Annotated in this window: 20 protein-coding genes; 14 read left to right on the plus strand and 6 right to left on the minus strand. The window is 60.9% G+C overall.

Annotated features, from left to right (window positions below; all coding sequences use genetic code 11):
- Positions 1 to 530: 530 nt before the first annotated feature.
- The 3 genes from QZ329_RS07050 (at position 531) to QZ329_RS07060 (ending at position 4,348) form a co-directional block, all read left to right on the plus strand.
- Positions 531 to 1,568, plus strand: a complete 1,038-nt coding sequence (locus QZ329_RS07050) for a sugar ABC transporter substrate-binding protein (RefSeq protein WP_295750279.1) — start codon at positions 531 to 533, stop codon at positions 1,566 to 1,568.
- Between the two features lie 125 nt (positions 1,569 to 1,693).
- Complete coding sequence (locus tag QZ329_RS07055; RefSeq protein ID WP_295750281.1) at positions 1,694 to 3,220, plus strand: sugar ABC transporter ATP-binding protein; 1,527 nt, start codon at positions 1,694 to 1,696, stop codon at positions 3,218 to 3,220.
- Positions 3,221 to 3,247: 27 nt separating this feature from the next.
- Positions 3,248 to 4,348: an ABC transporter permease gene (locus QZ329_RS07060; protein WP_295750284.1), complete on the plus strand. Its 1,101-nt coding sequence runs from the start codon at positions 3,248 to 3,250 to the stop codon at positions 4,346 to 4,348.
- 95 nt (positions 4,349 to 4,443) lie between these two features.
- On the opposite strand, the gene QZ329_RS07065 is transcribed toward QZ329_RS07060, so the two are convergent.
- The 4 genes from QZ329_RS07065 to QZ329_RS07080 form a co-directional block, all read right to left on the minus strand.
- Positions 4,444 to 5,349: a hemerythrin family protein gene (locus QZ329_RS07065; RefSeq protein ID WP_295750287.1), complete on the minus strand. Its 906-nt coding sequence runs from the start codon at positions 5,347 to 5,349 to the stop codon at positions 4,444 to 4,446.
- Positions 5,350 to 5,727: 378 nt separating this feature from the next.
- Positions 5,728 to 6,012: a metalloregulator ArsR/SmtB family transcription factor gene (locus QZ329_RS07070; protein ID WP_295750290.1), complete on the minus strand. Its 285-nt coding sequence runs from the start codon at positions 6,010 to 6,012 to the stop codon at positions 5,728 to 5,730.
- The gene (locus QZ329_RS07075; protein ID WP_325257516.1) at positions 5,960 to 6,583 is read right to left on the minus strand and encodes a 4Fe-4S binding protein; all 624 of its coding nucleotides are present in this window, start codon (positions 6,581 to 6,583) and stop codon (positions 5,960 to 5,962) included. Before QZ329_RS07075 ends, QZ329_RS07070 begins: the two co-directional genes overlap by 53 nt.
- Positions 6,580 to 6,786 carry a 4Fe-4S dicluster domain-containing protein gene (locus QZ329_RS07080; protein ID WP_295750293.1) on the minus strand — a complete coding sequence of 69 codons (207 nt, stop codon included), beginning with the start codon at positions 6,784 to 6,786 and terminating at the stop codon, positions 6,580 to 6,582. Before QZ329_RS07080 ends, QZ329_RS07075 begins: the two co-directional genes overlap by 4 nt.
- A 301-nt stretch (positions 6,787 to 7,087) precedes the next feature.
- Between QZ329_RS07080 and QZ329_RS07085 the strand changes: the two genes are divergently transcribed.
- Positions 7,088 to 8,758: a nucleoside kinase gene (locus QZ329_RS07085; protein WP_365351603.1), complete on the plus strand. Its 1,671-nt coding sequence runs from the start codon at positions 7,088 to 7,090 to the stop codon at positions 8,756 to 8,758.
- A 151-nt stretch (positions 8,759 to 8,909) separates the two neighbouring features.
- Here QZ329_RS07085 and QZ329_RS07090 read toward each other — a convergent pair whose 3' ends face one another.
- Positions 8,910 to 9,323, minus strand: a complete 414-nt coding sequence (locus tag QZ329_RS07090; RefSeq protein WP_295750296.1) for a hypothetical protein — start codon at positions 9,321 to 9,323, stop codon at positions 8,910 to 8,912.
- Positions 9,324 to 9,521: 198 nt separating this feature from the next.
- On the opposite strand from QZ329_RS07090, the gene murI reads away from it, so the two are divergent.
- The 8 genes from murI to QZ329_RS07130 all read left to right on the plus strand — a co-directional run bounded on the left by murI (position 9,522) and on the right by QZ329_RS07130 (position 15,870).
- Positions 9,522 to 10,337 (plus strand): glutamate racemase, encoded by an 816-nt coding sequence (gene murI / locus QZ329_RS07095; protein WP_295750297.1) that lies wholly within the window; start codon positions 9,522 to 9,524, stop codon positions 10,335 to 10,337.
- On the plus strand, positions 10,324 to 10,785 hold the full coding sequence (locus QZ329_RS07100) for a DUF1934 domain-containing protein (protein ID WP_295750299.1): 462 nt from the start codon (positions 10,324 to 10,326) through the stop codon (positions 10,783 to 10,785). Before murI ends, QZ329_RS07100 begins: the two co-directional genes overlap by 14 nt.
- 39 nt (positions 10,786 to 10,824) lie before the next feature.
- A complete protein-coding gene (gene argS / locus QZ329_RS07105; RefSeq protein ID WP_295750302.1) occupies positions 10,825 to 12,570 on the plus strand; it encodes an arginine--tRNA ligase in 1,746 nt (581 codons plus the stop codon).
- A gap of 142 nt (positions 12,571 to 12,712) precedes the next feature.
- A complete protein-coding gene (locus tag QZ329_RS07110) occupies positions 12,713 to 13,246 on the plus strand; it encodes a DUF6512 family protein (protein WP_295750305.1) in 534 nt (177 codons plus the stop codon).
- A gap of 133 nt (positions 13,247 to 13,379) precedes the next feature.
- Entirely contained in the window at positions 13,380 to 14,111 is a 732-nt protein-coding gene (locus QZ329_RS07115) for a 5-bromo-4-chloroindolyl phosphate hydrolysis family protein (RefSeq protein WP_295750308.1), read from the plus strand.
- Positions 14,112 to 14,127: 16 nt separating this feature from the next.
- Complete coding sequence (locus QZ329_RS07120; protein WP_295750311.1) at positions 14,128 to 14,424, plus strand: hypothetical protein; 297 nt, start codon at positions 14,128 to 14,130, stop codon at positions 14,422 to 14,424.
- Positions 14,425 to 14,501: 77 nt separating this feature from the next.
- Positions 14,502 to 14,708, plus strand: coding sequence for a hypothetical protein (locus QZ329_RS07125; RefSeq protein WP_295750313.1), 207 nt, complete (start codon positions 14,502 to 14,504; stop codon positions 14,706 to 14,708).
- On the plus strand, positions 14,701 to 15,870 hold the full coding sequence (locus QZ329_RS07130) for a toxic anion resistance protein (RefSeq protein WP_295750316.1): 1,170 nt from the start codon (positions 14,701 to 14,703) through the stop codon (positions 15,868 to 15,870). Before QZ329_RS07125 ends, QZ329_RS07130 begins: the two co-directional genes overlap by 8 nt.
- A 31-nt stretch (positions 15,871 to 15,901) precedes the next feature.
- Here QZ329_RS07130 and QZ329_RS07135 read toward each other — a convergent pair whose 3' ends face one another.
- Positions 15,902 to 16,153: a hypothetical protein gene (locus QZ329_RS07135; RefSeq protein ID WP_295750318.1), complete on the minus strand. Its 252-nt coding sequence runs from the start codon at positions 16,151 to 16,153 to the stop codon at positions 15,902 to 15,904.
- 72 nt (positions 16,154 to 16,225) lie between these two features.
- Here QZ329_RS07135 and QZ329_RS07140 point away from each other — a divergent pair, with 72 nt between their 5' ends.
- Both QZ329_RS07140 and QZ329_RS07145 read left to right on the plus strand, forming a co-directional pair.
- The gene (locus QZ329_RS07140) at positions 16,226 to 16,462 is read left to right on the plus strand and encodes a helix-turn-helix transcriptional regulator (protein WP_295750321.1); all 237 of its coding nucleotides are present in this window, start codon (positions 16,226 to 16,228) and stop codon (positions 16,460 to 16,462) included.
- Between the two features lie 4 nt (positions 16,463 to 16,466).
- Positions 16,467 to 17,457, plus strand: a 991-nt coding sequence (locus tag QZ329_RS07145; protein WP_295750323.1) for a TPM domain-containing protein, incomplete at its 3' end; no start/stop codon positions are given.

Below are 17,457 nucleotides of genomic sequence, written 5' to 3' on the forward strand. Positions count from 1 at the left end.
CCTCCTAGTATGTGAAGATTTTACGGCATGCGGGGCCGGGAATAAACCGCTGGCGGTGATTGGTATGGCCTCAATATATTTTTTAATTTATTTTAACATTTATAATAAATGCTGTCAAGTTAAATTCCCCTTCCCTATATATGGAGAGAGAAAGTCTGAAAATATGAGCGGAACCTCCTCTTACTATTTTCGGCAGGAAGGTTTTCCCAGTTGCTGAGGGCTGTATTTTTTGATAAAATCATTTTGCGGGAGAAGCTTCCCTCAAATCTGTATAATTTGTACGATTTACACAAGTTGAATTTGATACAACCTCCAAAAACATTGAAATTCGACAATTACGAATTGACAGGAAACTCTTTTTCGTTTATTATTTCTTTTAGATAATATAATACTTAAAATAAGTAAAATCTAAATTTTCACAAACTTGAGCGGCGCTTCAATTTCATGGCTATACGCCCACGCGAACCCGGCGGGCGGAATAATAGCGAGAGACCTGGACGCTTACATGGACAAAATTAGGAGGAAGAGAAATGAAAAAGCGATATTTGAAATCGATCCTTGCGCTGTGCCTCTGCGCGTTGATGCTCGCGGGCTGCTCCGGAGGAACAAAGTCCACTCCCTCCGATTCCGGAAATTCCGGAGGCTCCGGCGGGATCCGCATCGGCGTCACCAGCATGACGCTGAAAGAGGCGGTGTACCTCTTCGTGGCGGACGCCATGAAGGAGCGGGCCGCCGAGTACGGGGACGTCACGGTGGACTGGGTGGCCTGTGAGAACGACGCCTCCGTCCAGATGCAGCAGGTGGAGTCCTTCATCGAGCAGGGCGTGGACCTGATCGTCATCGAGCCTGCCCGGTCGGACGCCTGCGTCAACATCATTGAGGCCATCAACGCCGCCGGCATTCCCTGCATCAATCTGAACGCCGCCATTCGCGGAATCAACGTCCCCTACCGCACGGACTCCAACAGCTATGTGGTGGGTGAGATGCAGGTGGAGAAATTTGTGGAGCTCTGCGGATCCGATGAGCCCGCGAAGGTGGCCGTCATCGGCGGAAGCCTGGGCGACGAGACGGCGGAGACCATCACCAAGGGGGCGGAGGAGACCATCGCCAAGTACCCCAACATGGAAAACGTCCTCACCCAGATGCACAACAACTGGGACCGCCAGCTCGCCATGCAGACCATGGAGGCGCTTCTGGTGCAGCATCCCGACCTGAAGGCCGTCTTTTGCAACAACGACACCATGGCCCACGGCTGCTACAAGGCCGCCCAGGACGTGGGCCGCGAGAACGACATCTACTTCTTCGGCGCCGACTGGGACCAGGACTCCGCCGAGCTCATCCTCTCCGGCGTGGAGAACTTCATGGTGGTCAACAAGGGCGCCATTGAGCAGGGCTATCTCACGCTGGACATGGCCGTCCAGATCTGCCGGGGCGAGGAAGTGGATTACGACGAGCTTCTGAAAACGGACGACGGCGAGGTCAAGCTGAAGTATTCCCCCATGGTCATGGTGACGGTGGAGAATATTCAGGAGCAGGTGGAGGCGAAATACCCCGAGCTCCTCAAGTAAGAGCTTCCCGGAAGGGGGAGAGGCTCCGACAGGGTTACGCTGGATGAAAAAGAGGCAGCCGGTCAGGCCCTTCCGCGCGCGAAGGGTCTGGCGGCTGCTCTTCTTGAAAGGAGAGACAAAGGATCATGGCATTCCTTGAAGTGAAGCATATCGGCATCGAGTTCCCCGGCGTCCGCGCGCTGGACGATGTCTCCATCCGCTTCCCGGACGGAAAGATGACCGCGCTTTGCGGAGAGAACGGCGCGGGCAAGTCCACTCTGGGCAAGATCATTGCCGGCGTGTACCCCAAGGGCCGCTTCTCCGGGCAGGTGTTTCTGGACGGCCGGGAGCTGGAATTCGGAAGCACCCTGGACGCGGAGCGGCAGGGCGTGGTCATCATCCACCAGGAGCTGAACCTGATTAACGACCTGTGTGTCGCGGAGAATGTGTTTTTAAGCCAGATGCCCAGCCGCCGGGGAATCGTGAACTGGAGGGAGATGCACCGGAAGGCCCGGGAGCTGCTGGACTCGCTGGAGCTTCAGGACATTGACACCGCGGCGCTCATCAAGGACCTTACCGTCAGCAAGCGCCAGATGGTGGAGATTGCCAAGGCCCTCTCGAAGGACCCCAAGGTCCTGATCTTCGACGAGGCGACGAGCTCCTTGTCCGAGGCGGAAATCCGGTTGCTGTTCGATGTGATCAACCGGCTCAAGCAGCGGAATGTCACCATGATCTTCGTGACACATAAGCTGGATGAGATTTTCCGCAGCTGCGAGCATGTGGCGGTTTTGAAGGACGGGCGCTTCGTCTGGGAGAAGCCGATTACAGAGGTCACCCAGCACGATATCGTCACGGGCATGGTGGGGCGGGAGCTCTCCGAGATGTTTCCGCCCAAGAGCAGCCGGCCCCGGGGGGAGGAGCTTCTGGCAGTGAGGAACTGGACGGTCTATGACCGGGCCGCTCCGGAGAAGAAGGTGGTGGAGGACGCGTCCTTCCAGCTGTACAGCGGCGAGATTCTGGGGGTCTACGGCATCGTAGGCGCGGGGCGGACGGAGCTGATGGCCTCGATCTTTGAGGGCAGGGCGGTGAAGAGCGCCGGGGAGCTTTCCATCCGCGGGCAGCGGAAAACGCTCCGGGACGCCTGCTCCGCAACGGCGGAAAAAATGGCCTTTGTGACGGAGGACCGGAAGAAGACCGGCCTGGTGCTGGAGCACAGCGTACAAAATAACATCGCCCTGGCCTCCCTGGGCAAGCGCTCCCGCTTTGGGAGGCTGGACCACAAGGCGGAGGCCGCCGCGGTGACGGAGACGGTGAAGAATTTCCGGATCAAGGTTCCGGACGCCAGCTATCTGGTCCGGCAGCTTTCCGGCGGCAACCAGCAGAAGGTGGTCCTGGGAAAGTGGATGCTGAACGACCCGGATATTTTGATTATGGACGAGCCCACCCGGGGCATCGACGTGGGCGCGAAGGCCGAGATTTACAAAATGCTCCGGGACTTTACGGAGGAGGGCAAGGGCGTGATTGTCATCTCCGGCGAGCTTCCGGAAATTCTGGGGCTCAGCGACCGCATTCTCGTGATGTGCGAGGGGCGCATCGTGGCCGAGCTCTCCGGCGAAGAGGCGGACGAGGTGATTCTGGCTCAGTACGCGCTGAGCGCAATGGATGACGCCTGACGGAATAAAATTTGGGAGGAACCGAACATGAGTAACGAAAAAACCCTCGCCAAACGGGCGAAGTTCAACTGGAAAAATTACACCGCCGCTTTCGGTTTGATCCTGATTGTGATCTTGTCGTCCATTCTGAGCGAGACATTCCTGGTGGCGAACAATCTGGTCAACATTCTGAAATCCAACGCCCCCAACGCCCTGCTGGCCTTGGGCATGACCTATGTGATTCTCACCGGCGGCATTGACCTGGCCGTTGCCAGCGTCCTGGCCCTCTCCGGCGTGATTGTGGCCATGACCATCGGCACGCTGGGGCTGGCGCCCTCCATACTGCTGGCCCTGGCCTTCGGCGTGCTGAACGGCGCGGCGGTGGGCCTCATGGTGACGAAGCTCCGGGTGCCGCCCTTCATCGCCACCCTGGGCGCCCAGAATGTCTGGCGGGGCGTGGCCTATGTCGTCACAAAGGCCGCCGCGCAGCCCATCAGCAGCAGGGCCTTCAATTCCATCGGCACGGGGAAGCTCCCCTCGGCGGTGGTGTTTGTCCTTCTGCTGGCCTGTCTGGCGCTGGTGGCGGCGGACATTGTCCGGGAAAAGCAGCATAAGGGCCGGAAGCTGGTTTCCGGCGCGGTCAAGGTCCTGATCCTGGCCTTCACAGCGTGGCTGACGGCCTCCGTGGGGGGCATGAATCTGCTGATTGTGGTCTTTGTGGTCATGTTTTTCATCTGCTGGTACATTCTGGAGCACACGGTGTTCGGCCGGCAGATCTACGCTCTGGGCGGAAACGCCGAGGCCGCCCGCCTCTCTGGCATTCGGGTGGACCGCAATATCATCCTGGTCTACGTCATCTCCAGCTTCCTGGCGGCTATGGGCGGTGTTCTGGCCGCAGCCCGCCTGGGCTCCGGCATTCCCCAGCTGAACATCGGCGGGGAGACGGACGCCATCGCCGCCGTCGTCCTGGGCGGCACCAGCATGTCCGGCGGCGCGGGAAAGATCACGGGGACGATTCTGGGCATCCTTCTAATCGGAGTGCTGAACAATCTTTTGACGCTGCTGGGCGTCTCCTCCGACATGCAGATGATCTTTAAGGGGGCCATCGTGCTGGTTGCCGTCATTCTGGACACCACGAACCACAAGTGACCGCAGGCGGGAGGCCCTGCGGCAGGGGAAACACCGCTTCAGCAGCCTGACGGCCGGCTTTGGAACCCAAAGCCGGCCGTTTTGCGGAGGTCCCGTCAGGCTGCCGGACGGGAATCCTCCGGAATGGGGTCGATGCACAGGGCGAAGCAGTCCTGCTTCACGCCGAACAGAAGACGGTATTGGGGCTCGCGTTCTTCGAATATCCGTCCGAATTCTCCCCGGTCCAGAAAGCGCTCTTCCTCCAGGTGATAGGCGTCCGACTCCTCTCCGAAGCAGGCGGCGGCCCGCTGGATCAGACTCTGGGCGATTTCCCGGATGGCAAAGAGGGCGGTTTCGTTCATGGAATAGAATTCGATTCCAAACATCAGCCCCGCCGCACGGAGCATCAGCTGCTCGCCGATGACCAGAATGAACCGGAGCCTGGGTCCCTGCCGGGCACGGTAGATCAGCTCGTAGTACTGCGCGTCCGGGATCGTGTCCCGGGTGGAAAAGGGGCCGATGAACCGGACGTGCAGGCCGAACATCTCCTGAAGGGGATGGACGATTACCGCGCGGGTCACCGACAGCTCGTCATCCGGCTGCGCCAGGGCGAATTCGCCGCCGGTCTTTCCGGTGATGGCCCGGTCCTCAATGATGATGTGCCCGGTCAGCCAGCCGGTGCAGACGCCGAGAAACCGCTGGACCGCCTGGGTGGAAAAGCCGGTGGCATAGAGTTCCCGCTCCAGGGAGGGAAGCGTTTCCCGCTTCATTTTGTCGTGAAGCCGCTTGTGGGCCAGATAGCCGGGATAGCCGGCCTCCCGCATATAGGCCTCCTCCTCCGCGAAATGCTGGAGGGCATACGCCTTGAAGTATTTGATTCCCTCCACGCAGGCAAACTTGTTCTCGTGCTTTTCCACATAGAGCTCCATAATTTTTTGGACAATGGAAAAGAGCTTGCGGTGCGCTTGATCCACAATCTCCACGCCGATGCTGAATGGTTCCTGCCATTGGATTTGCTGCATATGGTTTCCCTCTTTTCTGCCGCCCGCAGGATATGGGGCCCTGCCGGAAAGATGGGAAACGCCGTTTCAGAGCGCGGCTTCGCCGCCCGCATTCGGTGAGCGCCGCAGGGGGCGGGGAAATGACCGCTCCCTGCCGGGCGGGGAACCCCGCCCCTATTCGGTATTCCGCCAAGTTTCAAACAAGGTCCAGGCGGAATGAGAATGGATTGCCAGATTGAGCGTTGCCGCTCAAAATGGCCGGCCGCTGTAAAGCGGGAGACAGGAAGCCCTGTCTTGTGCCGCCGGAAAACGGAGGCATGCGTTTTCTCGTGCGTTTGCCGGCCATGACAGTGTATGCGGCGAGGCGGAACCCTGTTCCCCCCCGCCGCGTCCTGGCGGCTATTCTTCGCAGTAGTACTGCTTGACGGCCCCCAGCAGGGCCGTCACCCGCTGGTCCCGAATCCGGTAGATCACGTTCATCCCCTGTTTGTCGGATTCCAGAATCCCCGCCGTGCGCAGCTGGCCCAGGTGCTGGGACAGGGCCGAGGCGGTGATGTTGGGGGTGAAGCGGTGGAGCTCCCCGACGGACAGGGGGCCCCGCATCAGGGCGCACAGAATCAGCAGGCGGTGCTCATTGGAGAGAATTCTCAGAAGCTCCGCAATCTGTTTGGCCTTCTCCTCCACAGGTTTCCTCCTCCTTCTTTTGTTTCAGCATGCAGATGCCCTGGGTCATGGTGCCCATAGGGCAGTAAACGCACCAGGAGCGGGGCCGGAACAGCGCCATGGTCAGAAGCCCCAGCACCGTGGAGGTCATCATGACCCCGTAAAAGCCGAAGGCGAACTGGGCGATCCACGGCGCGACCATATCCACATTCGCCCACTGCCAGGGCAGCTTGAACATCCACAGCAGCGTCACCGTCTGCCGCAGGGGCGCTCCGGTGAAAACCATGTAAGTCCCCCGGAGCATCAGGCCGAACATGACCATGAAAAAGGCCAGAAACCCATAGCGGAACCAGCGGCTTCGCAGAAATTTGGGGGGCGGGGCGTTGCGGGAGAGCTTCCGGCCCAGCAGCCCCAGCAGCTGGCCCCGTCCGCAGTAGCGGTTGCAGTAGACCTTGTTTCCGCCGATCAGCGCCGCCAGCAGGGGAATGGAGAAGAACAGGATTCCCAGCCAGGCAAAGAGAATGTTGCACAGCCCCAGAATCCAGTACAAAAGCTCGGCCGCCCAGAGATATTCATACCACTTTTTCCTCATCCTTCGGCCCCCCTCGGTACAATGGCGATGACGTCCGCCGGACAGACCCGGGCGCATTTTCCGCAGCCGACGCAGGCCGCGCCGTCCACTCGGGCCGCCACGCCGGACACGACGCGGATCGCCCCTCTGGGGCAGACCCCCATGCACGTCCCGCAGGCGACGCACTCCCGGCCCACCCGGGCCAGTTTTTTGGAAAGAACCATAATACCCTCCTCAATAAATAAGTAATTTAGATATGTCTAATATACTTTATGATAGAGAACTTGTCAAGATGCCTTTTGAAGGAAGGTCCTTTTTTCCGAAGGGCCTCGGGACTCGGGGCGGGGATTCCTCCGAAGCGGATTTTGCGCGGCAAAGCCGGGGAGAATCCTTCTTGTATTTTCTCACAAAGTGTCGTATGATAGAGACAGAACCTTGGAAAACCGGCGTCCGGCTTTCCAGACAGACAAGACCCGGCAGCCTGTTCCCCAGACGGGACGATCATATATAGAGGAGGTCATCCAAATGGAAGAGAAAAGAATGGTAAAAGTCATTGTGGACGGCGAGACGTACGCGTATCCCCATGGCACGCCCTACCGTGCCATTGCGGCGGACTTTCAGGACCGGGTTCCCTGGGATATTCTGCTGGTCAACCGGGATGGGAAGCTCTGCGAGCTCCACAAGCGCTTGGACCGGGACTGCTCGCTGAGGATGGTGACGGCCCAGGACAAGCCCGGCATCCAGACCTATGAGCGCAGCGCGGTTTTTCTGATGCTGAAGGCCTTCTACGACGTGGCGGGCCGGGAGAACGTGGAGCGCATCTCCGTGGAGTACTCCCTCAGCAGCGCGCTTTTTATCCTGGCCCAGGGCAATTTTACGCTGGACCAGTCTCTTCTGAAGCGGGTGGAGGAGCGAATGCGGGATCTGTCCGCCCTGGCGCTGCCCATTGAGAAGCAGACCATCAACACCGACGACGCCGTGGAGCTGTTCCGCCAGGCGCGCCTGATTCACAAGGCCCAGCTTCTGAGCTTTCGGATCAACTCCCATGTCAATGTCTATTCTCTGGACGGCTTTGTGGATTACTTCTACGGTTATATGGTGCCGGACACCGGCTATGTCCGGTGCTTCGGTCTGGAGCTGTTTGAAAACGGGTTTGTCCTCCGGCTGCCCACCCAGAAGAACCCCGGCCAGCTGGGGGATTTCCGGCCCTCCCGAAAGGTCTTCCGGGAGCTTTACGAATCCACGCTGCGCTCCGTGGCGCTGAACGTCTCCAACGTGGCGGAGCTGAACACCACCATCTCCCAGGGCGGCGCGACGCCGCTGGTTCTGGCCCACGAGGCTATGATGGAGAAGAAGATCGGCGACATCGCCGCGGAGATTGCCGCCCGGAAGGAAGTCCGGTTCGTCATGATCGCGGGCCCCTCCTCCTCCGGCAAGACCACCTTCTCCCACCGGCTCTCCACGCAGCTGCGGGCCTGCGGCCTGCGGCCCTACGCCATCGCCACGGACAACTATTTCAAAAACCGGGAGGATACGCCCCGGGACGAAAACGGCCAGTACGACTTCGAGGGCCTGGGGGCGATGGACGTGGAGCAGTTCAATCAGGACTGCGTGCGCCTGCTGAAAGGCGAGACCGTGGAACTTCCCACCTATAATTTCAAAAAGGGCGCCCGGGAGTACAACGGCAACTTCCTTACGCTGGGGGAGGGGGATGTGCTGGTCATTGAGGGCATCCACTGCCTCAACGATCAGTTTACCCACTCTCTGCCCAAGGAGAGCAAGTACAAAATCTATATCAGCTGCCTCACCACGCTGAATATCGACGACCACAACCGCATTCCCACCACCGACGCCCGCCTCCTGCGGCGGATCGAACGGGACGCCCGGACCCGGGGCTACAGCGCCCAGGCCACCATCAAGATGTGGCCCTCCGTCCGGCGGGGAGAGGAGAACAACATCTTCCCCTTCCAGGACAGCGCGGATATGGTCTTCAACTCCGCTTTGATCTATGAGACGGCTTTGCTGAAGCCCTATGTGCAGCCGCTCCTCTTCGGTGTTCCCCGGGACAGCGAGGAGTATATCGAGGCGAAGCGGCTTTTGAAGTTCTTGAATTACTTCCTGCCCATTCCGGCGGACAACATCCCCAAGACCTCTCTTATGCGGGAGTTCATCGGCGGGGGCTGCTACCACGCCTGAGCGGGAGGAGGGCCGCATAACCGCCTGAGACAGGCGGGCCCTGAAAGAAGCGCTTTCCCTGGCGCCGCGGGAGAGAATTTTCCGGCGGATGGCAGACGGAAGAACCGCCCCCTGAGGCCGCAAAGGCTTCCGGGGGCGGTTTGCGCTGTGTCTATTCGTCCAGGTCGATGGAGATATGCTCCGTGCCGTGCTCGTCAAATTCGTCCAGATAGGTGTCGATCCGTTCCATCAGGGCCCCGTAGTTCTCCCTCGTCAGGGGTTCGCCGTCCATGTCCCGCAGGGCCAGTTCCTCCGCCAGGATTTCGTAGAAAACTACATCCTCGTAGGTTTCAATCGCCTCGTGGATGCCGCCGTTGGCGAAGGCTCTGGAGGGAATCAGGTCTCCCTGATACAGCTCCACCAGTTTTCCCATGCCGTGCCGGAGGCAGTGGGAGAAAATCAGGCTCTCCACCTGATCGTACTCCCGGATGCGGTCGTCCTCCCGGGTGGAATTGAGGACCCAGTTGCCTATGTAGACCAAATCCAGCAGATAGCGGTACTGTTGTTCCGTCAACTCAATTTTCATGGACAGCCCCTCCTGACAGCACAATTTCAATAGATAGCACGATTATAGCAGAGCCGCCGGAAAAATTCCACTCAAAAAAGAGGGCAAAAAGACTAAAATCTGTCTTGCGGCCAAAGGGCTCTCATAGTATAATACATAACTCAGAGCAATTTGTGACAGGGGGCCGGCCCGGCCCCTTCGACGAGAGGAGTGACGGCCATGGATTTGCGTCCCATCGGCGTGTTTGACTCGGGCCTTGGCGGGCTGACGGCGGTGCGGGTTCTGCGGCGGATTCTGCCGGAGGAAAATCTGATCTATTTTGGCGACACCGCCCGGGTTCCCTACGGCGGCCGGTCCAGAGAGACGCTGATGAAATACGCCCGGCAGGACCTGCGCTTTCTCCGCTCCTTCGACCTGAAGGCTGTCCTGATCGCCTGCGGAACCGTGTCCACCACATCCCTGGATATGCTCCAGAGGGAAAACGACCTGCCCATTGTCGGCGTGGTGGAACCCACCTGCCGCCGGGCCCTGGCGGTGACGAAGAGCCGCCGGGTGGGGATGATCGCCACCCTGGCCTCCGTGCGCTCCGGGGCCTATGAGGCGGCGCTGCGGCGGCTGGATTCGGGGGTGGAGGTTTTCTGCCAGCCCTGCCCGCTGTTTGTCCCGCTGGTGGAAAACGGCCGGTTTCAGGCGGGGGACGTGGTGATCGAGACGGTGGCCAGGGAGTATCTGACCCCGCTGCTGGAGTGGGGGGCGGACACCCTGATTCTGGGCTGCACCCATTACCCGCTGCTGGAGGAGGTCATCGCCGGCGTCTGCGGTCCCGGCGTCACTCTGGTTTCCGCCGGGGAGGAGTCCGCCTTTGAGCTCAAGCGCCTGCTCACCGCCGGGAATCTCCGGGCCCCGGAGGGGCGGCGGGGAGAGGCGGAGTTTTATGTCAGCGACCGGGCGGAGGATTTCGAGAACGTCGCCTCTTTGTTCCTGCGGGAGGACATTCATCACATGGCACGGAGGATTGACATTGACCAGTATTGAAGTGGATAAGCTGCCTGTCCTGCTGACCATCCGGTCAGAGCAGCGTTTCGAGGACATGGAGCCCGACAGCATCGAGCTGATGACGGAGGGAACCCTGGAGCTTACGGGGGAGGGGATGATTCTCTCCTATCAGGAGAGCGAGCTCACCGGCCTGAACGGCACCACCACCGCCTTCGAGGTCCGGGGCCCCCGGGTGATTCTGACCCGGACGGGCAGCGTGAACTCCCAGATGGTTTTCGAGGAGGGGAAGCAGCACACCTCCCTTTACGAGACGCCTTTTGGCGAGCTGGCCATCGACATTCAGACCAGCCGCCTCCGACACAGCCTGACGGAGCGGGGAGGATTGATGGACTTGCAGTATTCCATCTCGGTGGACCACTCCGTCACCGGGCGGAACGCCTTTAAAATCCGGGTCCGGCGGAAGCATGAGCTCCGGGCAAACGGGTAAGGCTGAACATACGAACGATATGGAAATGAGGTTGTTTTGATGACGAACATGATCCAAAGCGCGAAGGACCAGGCCGCCGCCCTGGCCATGGCGGCCTACCGGGCCGCCGCGGAGGACGGGACCCTGTCCCAGGCGGAGGTTCCCGCCGCCCCGGTGGAGATTCCCAGAGACGCGGCCAACGGCGACTTTACCACCACCTTCGCCCTGGCCGCCTCCAAAGCCCTGCGGCAGCCTCCCCGGGTTATTGCCCAGGCCCTGCTGGACCATATGAGCCTGGAGGGCAGCTATTTCGCCTCCGCCGAGATTGCCGGCCCCGGCTTTTTGAATTTCCGCCTGGGGCAGCGCTGGTATGAGGAGGTCTGCGCCGCCGTGGAGCGGGAGGGGGCGGACTATGGCCGCTCTGACAGCCTGAGGGGGCAGAAGATCATGGTGGAGTTCGTCTCCGCCAACCCCACCGGCCCCATGCATATGGGCAACGCCCGGGGCGGCGTGCTGGGGGATACCCTGGCGGCGGTGCTCTCCGCCTGCGGAGCGGAGGTCAGCCGGGAGTTTTATGTCAACGACGCCGGACACCAGATCGACAAGTTTGCCCACTCCATTGAGGCCCGGTATCTCCAGCTCATCCAGGGAGAGGAGAACGTCCCCTTCCCGGAGGACGGCTATCAGGGCGAGGATATCCGGGACCTGGCCCAGAGCTATTACCGTCAGAACGGGGACAAGCTGCTGCATGTTCCGGCGGAGGAGCGGCAGGCGGTCCTGGCCCAGTTCGGCCTGTCGGTGAATCTGCCCAAGATGAAGACGGATCTCCAGCGCTACAAGATCGAGTACGACACCTGGTTTTATGAGTCCACGCTTCACGAGAGCGGCGCGGTGGCGGAGACGGTCCGGCTGCTGTCGGACAAGGGCTTCACCTATGAGAAGGAGGGGGCTCTGTGGCTGAAAACCGCGGAGATCATGCGGGCGAACCTGCTGAAGGCGGGGAAGAAGGAGAAGGAGATCGAGAAGCTGGACCTGAAGGACGACGTGCTCCGCCGGGCCAACGGCTTTTACACCTATTTCGCCGCCGACATCGCCTATCACCGCAACAAGTTTGAAACCAGAGGGTTCGACCGGGTCATCAACATCTGGGGCGCGGATCACCACGGCCACGTGGCCCGGCTGAAGGGCGCCTTGGACGCCCTGGGGCTCAACGGGTCGGAACGGCTGGACATTGTGCTGATGCAGCTGGTGAAGCTGCTGCGGGACGGGGAGCTGGTCCGGATGAGCAAGCGCACCGGCAAGGCCATCAGCCTCAGCGACCTGCTGGACGAGGTGCCGGTGGACGCCGCCCGGTGGTTCTTCAACGCCAAGCCGGACACCCAGATGGATTTTGACCTGGGGCTTGCCGTCCGGGAGGACAGCGAGAATCCCATCTACTATGTGGAGTACGCCCACGCCCGCATCTGCTCTCTGGTGGAAAAGCTGGCCCAGGAGGGGCTGGAGGTTCCCGCGCCCGGCGGGGCGGACCGGAGCCTTCTGACGGCGGAGGCGGAGCGGACGCTGATCAAGCAGCTGGCGTCCTGGCCGGACACCATCCGCATGGCGGCGAAGAGCTACGATCCTTCCCACGTGAACCGTTACCTTCTGGAGCTGGCGGGCTGCTTCCACCGGTTCTACACCGCCTGCCACATCCGGGAAGAGGCGAGGGACCTGGCCGCCGCCCGGCTGGCCCTGGCGAACGACGCCCGGACCGTGCTGAAAAACGGACTGGCCCTTATCGGCGTGGACGCGCCGGAGCACATGTAACCCGCTTTTCCCGGGAGAAAAGCGGACCGCCGGAGCGTCTGACTGACCGAAGCGGAAGGGCTGGGGACGCATATTTTTTCCAGCCTCCGCACAGAATGGAGAGGCGGTGTGTCCGCGACTTCTTCTGTGGGAGGCTGGCTTTATGCGCCGGAAGCTGTTTTTTTGGGAGCTGGGAGGATTTTTGTTTGTGGGAGCGCTGGGGACGCTGCTCCACTTCGTCTATGAGTGGAGCGGCGGCAGTATCCCGGCGGCCTGCGTCTCCGCCGTCAACGAGTCCGCCTGGGAACACATGAAGCTGCTCTTTGTGCCCCTGTTTCTGTTCTCCGTGGTTCAGGTCTGCCTGCTGGGGCGGAACTACCCGAATCTTTTGGCGGTCCGGGCCCTGGGAGCCCTGACGGGGATTGCCCTGATTCCCGTGTTGTTCTATACCTACACCGGGGTCCTGGGCCGCAGTGTCGACTGGGTGAACATTACCATCTTCTTCCTGGCGGACCTGGGGGCCTTTTTGGTGGACTTTGCCCTGCTCCGCCGGGGAAAGCTCTCCGCCGGATGGCAGCAGATTCTGGGACTGGCGGTCCTGTGGGGACTGGCCTTCTGCTTCGTGTGGTGTACCTTCCGCCCGGTTCATCTGCCCTTGTGGCGGGACCCGGTGACGGGAATGTATGGCATGCCTTGAAAACGCCCTTAGGGGCGTTTTCTGCCCTTTTTGGAATTTACTGTGAATTTGTGCTCCTCTGGCTTGACCAACTGCCGGGCGGGGGAGTATAATATACAAACTTACGGTATGCGCGCGGAACGGAGATGCTTCTATGACGAACGGCAAACGAAAACCTGTCGCCCCCTTTTACGCCGTGGGACTGCTGTGGCTGCTGGGCGGGCTGTTCCTGCCTTTGTACACTGCCCCGGCCTATGCGCTGCTGGCGGCGGTGTCGGCGGCGGTGTTCCTTTTGGTGAATGGAATCTGTCAGGGCGGGGGAACCCTGGCCGGGTCCGCCGGGACGGGGAAGGCGGAGAAAAAAGAGGAGGCGAAAGCGCCCTCCAAGCCGGAAACCTCCACCGGAAACCCGGAGCTGGACAAGGTGATCAAGGACGGGAAGCTTGCCCTTGGCGAGATGAAGCGGCTGGACGACAACATCGCCGACCCCGGCGTTTCCGCCGACATCGTGCGGCTGAGCCAGGTGTCCGAGAAGATCTTCCAGGCCGTGAAGGACAGCCCGGACAAGCTCCCTCAGATTCGGAAATTTATGGACTACTACCTGCCCACCACCTTGAAGCTCCTCAACGCCTATGACCGCATGAGCGGCGCGGGAATCTCCGGGGAGAACATCGACGGAACGAAAACCAAGGTGGAGGACATGCTGAAAACCATTGTCAAAGCCTTTGAAAAGCAGCTGGACGCCCTCTATGGCTCCGACGCCCTGGATATCTCCTCGGACATCAAGGTCATGGAGATGCTGCTGGCCCGGGAGGGCCTGACGGAGCCGGAGATGAAGGCGGACGTCGTCCAGGCCGACGGGACGGACATCAAGCTGGAGCTTTGAGGGAGGGGAGGGCCCCATGAAAAACCTGACGGTGAAGGCGGTGGATACGGTCCTGTACGCGGCGTGCGGCGCGTTGCTCCTGTGGGCGGCGCGGGACCAGGAGACCGGCTTCTACATTCTCGTCGGCGCGTGCCTGCTGGCCCTGGCGGCCTGGGAGGGCTGGACCTGGGTCCGGGACTTCCGGGCGGGCCGGAACGAGAAGTGTGCGTGGATCCCTTCCATGACCGTGGCTTTTATCCTGGTGGCCGTGCTTCAGGCGCGTAAGGCCGTCGTTGAGCCGGACGGCTTTCACACGTTTCTGGCAATCAGCTGAGTATTCATCAGCGTGATTTACACTGTGAGGACCGTCCGGGGACTCCGGGCGGAGAGACAAACGAAGGAGGAAGCGCCATGAAAAACCGAAATCCCGTTTACCTGTTCCTCTCCATTCTGGAGGGGATGCTGTCCGGCGGATACTTTTATTTGGCGAAGAAGGAGCGGGCCCCCCTGCACCTTGTGACCGGGTGCGTGTGGCTGGCGGTCTCCGTCCTCCACGGGCTCATCGGCGTCCGGGAGGAAAGACACGTTTTAGTGGTTGAGGAGGAAGATTATGAGTGACAACACGATTCCCGAGCTGACCCTGGACCCTGCCGCCGCGGCGGCCCAGGAGGTTCCTTCGCTGACCCTGGACCCGGCTGCCACTCCCGCTGCTCCCGCGCCGGAAAAGCCGGAGGTCAAGCCGGTGGAGCTGGACGACTCCATGCTCTCCGAGGCGGAGAAAAAGGCAGTGGAGGAGTTTTCCAAGAAGATCGACGTGATGGACTCCAACCTCATCCTCCAATACGGCGCGGCGGCCCAGAAGAATGTGGCGGGCTTCTCTGAAAGCGCCCTGGCCTCCGTCCGCACCAAGGATTTGGGGGAGGTGGGCAAGTCCCTCTCCGAGCTGGTGGTGGAGCTGAAGGGTTTCGGCGAGGAGGAGGAGAAAAAGGGCCTCTTCGGCAAGTTCAAAAAGGCCGGAAACAAGCTGGAGATCATGAAGGCCCAGTACTCCAAGGTGGAGAGCAACGTGGACAAGATCGTCCGGGAGCTGGAGCAGCATCAGGTGACGCTGCTGAAGGACGTGGCCATGTTCGACCAGATGTATGAGCTGAACCTGAAGTACTATAAAGAGCTGACCATGTATATCCTGGCAGGGAAGAAGAAGCTGGCGGAGGTGCAGGCGAACGAGCTCCCCGCCCTTCGGGCCAAGGCCGAGCAGACCGGGGCCCAGGAGGACGCCCAGCGCTACAACGACCTGGTGCAGATGTGCGAGCGGTTTGAAAAGAAGCTCCACGACCTGGAGCTCACCCGGATGATCTCCATCCAGATGGGCCCCCAGACCCGGCTTCTCCAGAACAACGACACGCTGATGGTGGAGAAAATCCAGTCCTCCCTGGTGAACACCATTCCCCTGTGGAAGAGCCAGATGGTCCTGGCTCTGGGGATGGAGCACGGCCGTCAGGCCACCGCCGCCCAGAGCGCGGTGACGGAGATGACCAACGAGCTTTTGAAAAAGAACGCCGACATGCTGAAAATGGGCACCATCCAGACCGCCAAGGAGGCGGAGCGCAGTGTGGTGGACATCGAGACCCTCCAGCACACGAACCAGCAGCTGATCTCCACCCTGGACGAAGTGCTGAACATCCAGCGGGAGGGCGCGCAGAAGCGCAAGGCCGCCGAGGCGGAGCTGGGCCGCATTGAGGGCGAGCTCCGGGCGAAGCTGCTGGAGCTGCGCCGGTAAGGTCCGTCTCCCGCGCCCTCCGGCGGACCCTTCAAACCCGGAGTTCCCGGGCGATGGAAAACGCCGCCAGGAACATGGCCTCCAGCTCCAGGGAGCGGCTGTCCTCCCAGGCCTGCTGATACCGCTCCAGAGACGCCGCGCGCTCTCCGGAGAGACCGTCCTTCAAGGCGGCCAGATGCTTGGCCTCCAAGGATTTCGAGACGTCGTAGGCGCTTTGGTCCAGATAGCGGGGCAGGCGTTCTGTGCAGGTGAAATCCATCAACAGCTGCATCAAGTTGGTCATAGGAGATTCCTCCTTGCTTTTTACTTTTTGTTCATTATAATACTAACTATAGTTAATGTCAAGGGAGAAATTATGCCCACATATTCAGAACGGCTAAAAGAGCTTCGAAAGGAGCGGCGGCTATATCAAAGAGAACTTGCGGAGCTTTTGGGTATTTCTGTCCGGGGGTATCAATGCTATGAAACCGGGGAGCATGAACCGGGTGTGAAAAAGCTGATTGCTTTAGCCGACTACTATCAAGTATCCATCGACTATCTGGTAGGCCGGACGGACGTGCCGGACTTCCATACAAGCGGGGCAGAGGATTGAGCCTATGAAATTCTTGCAGAAACGTTCCGCGGCGGCGGTCATCATGGTCCTGGCCATCCTGGCGGGCATTGCCCTGGGACAGGCGAAGAGGCCGGAGGTGGAGGCCGCCATCACCGGGGATTTCCTGTATCTCGTCCACAACGAGGGCGGCGTGATCTCCCAGGACACCGCCGAATACATTGAGGCGATGAATACCTCCCTCTTCGCGCAGACGGGGGCCCAGATCGCCGTGGACGTGGTGGAGACCACCGGAAGCGCGGCCATCGCGGATTACGCCGGGGAGACCTTTGAGCGCCTGGGCGTGGGGTCCCGGGAGCGGGACAACGGCCTGCTGCTGGTGCTGGCCCTGAAGAACGAGTACAACGGCGCGCCGGACGGGGATTATTACCTCGCCTGGGGCAGCGGGTTTACGTCCGGCCAGCAGTCCCGGCTGGAGGATATCCTGTACGGCGTCCTGGAGGACGACTTCGCCGCGAAGCGCTATGACCAGGGCGTCCGGCATACCTTCGACACGTTGGTGGACTATCTGGAAACCGTCTACCACGTCAGCGTTGCCACAACCCTGCCGGCCCCTGCCGCCATGGGGAACTATCAGACAATTTCCGGCAGCTGCCGGTCCACGGGAACCGCCGTGGCGATAGGCGGCGTCTTTGCGGGGCTGATCTTGCTGCTGCTCTTCCTGTTCGTCCTCTGGGTGCTGCTGGACGGCATGCGCTACCGGAGCTACCGGCGGCGGTACTACGGTCCCACGGTGGTGGGCATTCCAAGGCCGGTGTACTACCCCGTCTTCTGGGGCCGCCCGAGAAGGCCCCGGCGGCCCCCGCCGCCTCCCCCGCCCAAGAGGCCCGGCGGGCCCGGTAATTTCGGCGGCGGTTTTGGCGGCGGTGCGGGCCGGGGTTCCCGTCCCGGCGGACCGGGCGGCTTCGGCAGCTTCGGGGGCAGCTCCTTCGGCGGCGGTTCCTTCGGAGGAGGCGCGGGCCGGGGCGGGCGTCCCG

Origin of the sequence: uncultured Oscillibacter sp. (genome assembly GCF_910579365.1) — a bacterium.
Taxonomy (GTDB): Bacteria; Bacillota; Clostridia; order Oscillospirales; family Oscillospiraceae; genus Oscillibacter.